The organism is Sphingomonas segetis, from assembly GCF_009720245.1.
GTDB classification, from domain to species: Bacteria; Pseudomonadota; Alphaproteobacteria; order Sphingomonadales; family Sphingomonadaceae; genus Sphingomicrobium; species Sphingomicrobium segetis.
In genome coordinates this window covers 1-2158 of record NZ_WJSQ01000255.1, presented here as the reverse complement: position 1 = coordinate 2158, position 2158 = coordinate 1, and the positions used below count along the sequence as shown (strand labels likewise).

3 protein-coding genes are annotated in these 2158 nt (G+C 68.9%); all 3 read left to right on the top strand.

The window, feature by feature from the left end:
- Window positions 1-418: DUF4115 domain-containing protein (locus tag GH737_RS14535; protein WP_155265479.1), on the top strand; the 418-nt coding region annotated here is incomplete at its 5' end.
- 66 nt (window positions 419-484) lie between these two features.
- Window positions 485-1426 carry a tetratricopeptide repeat protein gene (locus GH737_RS14530; RefSeq protein WP_196233227.1) on the top strand — a complete coding sequence of 314 codons (942 nt, stop codon included), beginning with the start codon at window positions 485-487 and terminating at the stop codon, window positions 1424-1426.
- 134 nt (window positions 1427-1560) lie between these two features.
- On the top strand, window positions 1561-2158 hold a 598-nt coding region (tilS, locus tag GH737_RS14525; RefSeq protein WP_230558842.1), incomplete at its 3' end, for a tRNA lysidine(34) synthetase TilS.

Below are 2158 nucleotides of genomic sequence, written 5' to 3'. Positions count from 1 at the left end.
CGGTCGCGGCGAGATAATGGTCGAGGGCGCTCGACGCGACCTTGTTGCCCCAGATCGCCTCGCCCGCGGGCATCCCGACCTCGACTTCCTTGCGGTTCGTGTGCGCCGCGAAATAGATCGCGCGGCCGCAGACGGGCCGGTGGTACTGACGGCGACCGGGCAGGCGTGGGTCCGGGTGACCGACGGCGGAAAGACCTTGTTCGAGGCGACGATGCAGCCCGGCCAGACCTATCAGGTTCCGCCAACCTCGACCGCGCCCATGCTTCGCGTTGGCGCGCCCGAGGCGGTCCGAATCAATGTCGGCAATGCGGTCGCGCCGCCGGTCGGGCCGGCCGGGCAGGTAACCTCCAACGTCAGCCTCAAGGGCACCGATCTGATGCGCGGCGGAGCGCAGCCCGCGGCTCCGGCGGGCCAATAAGGATTCATGCCCGGGCAAGGCGCTGCGCGGCAATGTGGGTGGGAACCTAGGGTGGGGATATCTTCCGTGAGACTTTTGCGTCCGATCACCGTGTTGGCCGGCTGCGCGACTATAGCGCTGCTGCCCGCCTCGTCTGCGCTCGCCCAGCGCCAGCAGCCCACGCCCGAGCAAAGGATCGAGCGGCTCGAGCGGCAGGTCAACGAGGTGCAGCGGCGCGTTTTCCCGAAGGGCCGGCCCGCCGATACCGCGGGCTTTTCCGACGATCCGGCCGCGACGCAGGCGTCGGTGATCAGCCTCGACCAGCGCCTCGACGCGCTCGAGCGGCAGCTTGCGAACATGCTCCGCCAGAGCGAGGAGAACAGCAACCGCCTGCGCACGATCGAAGCGGGCATGAACCAACTGCGAAGTGAGCAGGCCGACCGCATCCAGGCGCTCGAGCGGCGGATCAACGAAGCCGCGGCCGCAGCGCCCGTGACGAGTGAAGCGGCTCCTCCCGCGGCGACGACCACTGCGCCTGCGAAGCCCAAGCCCAAAGCCTCGTCCGAGGCGCCCAAGACCGTCGCCGTGACGCCCGCCGCCGGAGGGCCCGACGGCGATGCTGCCGCCGCCGAAGCGACCGATCCCGGCGAGGACGCCTACAGCGAAGGCTTCCACCTGTGGGAAGCGGGCAATTACGACGCCGCCATCGCGTCGCTGAAGAGCTTCGTCTCGGCTTACCCGAAGCATCGCCGCGTGAGCTACGCCAACAACCTCATCGGCCGCTCCCTGCTCGACACGGGAGACGCCCGCGCCGCCGCCACCGCGCTCCTCGGCAATTACCGCAGCAACCCCGGGGGAGAGCGGGCGCCGGACAGTCTATTTTATCTCGGCCAGGCGCTGATGAAGCTCGGCCAGCCGGGCCAGGCGTGCAAGGCCTATTCGGAACTCGACGCCGTCTACGGAGCCAAGATCCGCCCCGACCTCAAGAAGCTCGAAACTGACGCAAAGGCCGCGGCCAATTGCGGGTGAACAGTCCGTCATCCCAGACTTGATCCGGGTCCCGCCTTACTCGGTTCCGTCATGCAAAACTGGTTTCAGCATCCATTGTGGTGACGGCGGCGACCTTCCCCTAGATGGAACCTGAACCGAGTTCAGGGTGACGAATGGATGTGGATCTGATCGACCGCTTCGGGCGCGACCTCGACGCACTCGTCGCGCCTGGCACCAGGATCGGCATCGCCGTCTCGGGCGGCCCTGACAGCCTCGCGCTTCTGCTCCTCGCCGCCGAGGCGCGGCCGCTCAAGGTCGAAGCGGCGACCGTCGATCACGCGCTTCGCCCTGAAAGCCGCGCCGAAGCGGAAACGGTGGCACAGGTCTGCGCGGGGCTCGGTGTCCCGCACATGATTCTCACCGCGAGGTGGGACGAAAAGCCCGAAACCGCGATCCAGGAGCGTGCGCGGGCGGTGCGCTACCGCCTACTGGCCGAATGGGCGCGCAAGCGTAAGGTCGCCGCGCTGCTCACCGCCCACCATCTCGACGATCAGGCCGAGACGTTCCTGATGCGCCTCGCGCGCGGCGCGGGGGTGAAGGGCCTCGCCGGACTGCGACGCTTGGGCCGCGGCCCGGGCGGCTCGCTTGCCGTCGTCCGCCCGCTGCTCGGCTGGCGCCATTCCGAGCTCGAGGCGGTCTGCGCCTCCGCCGGGATCGAGCCGGTGCGGGACCCGAGCAATCATGATGAGCAGTTCGAGCGCGTCCGCGTCC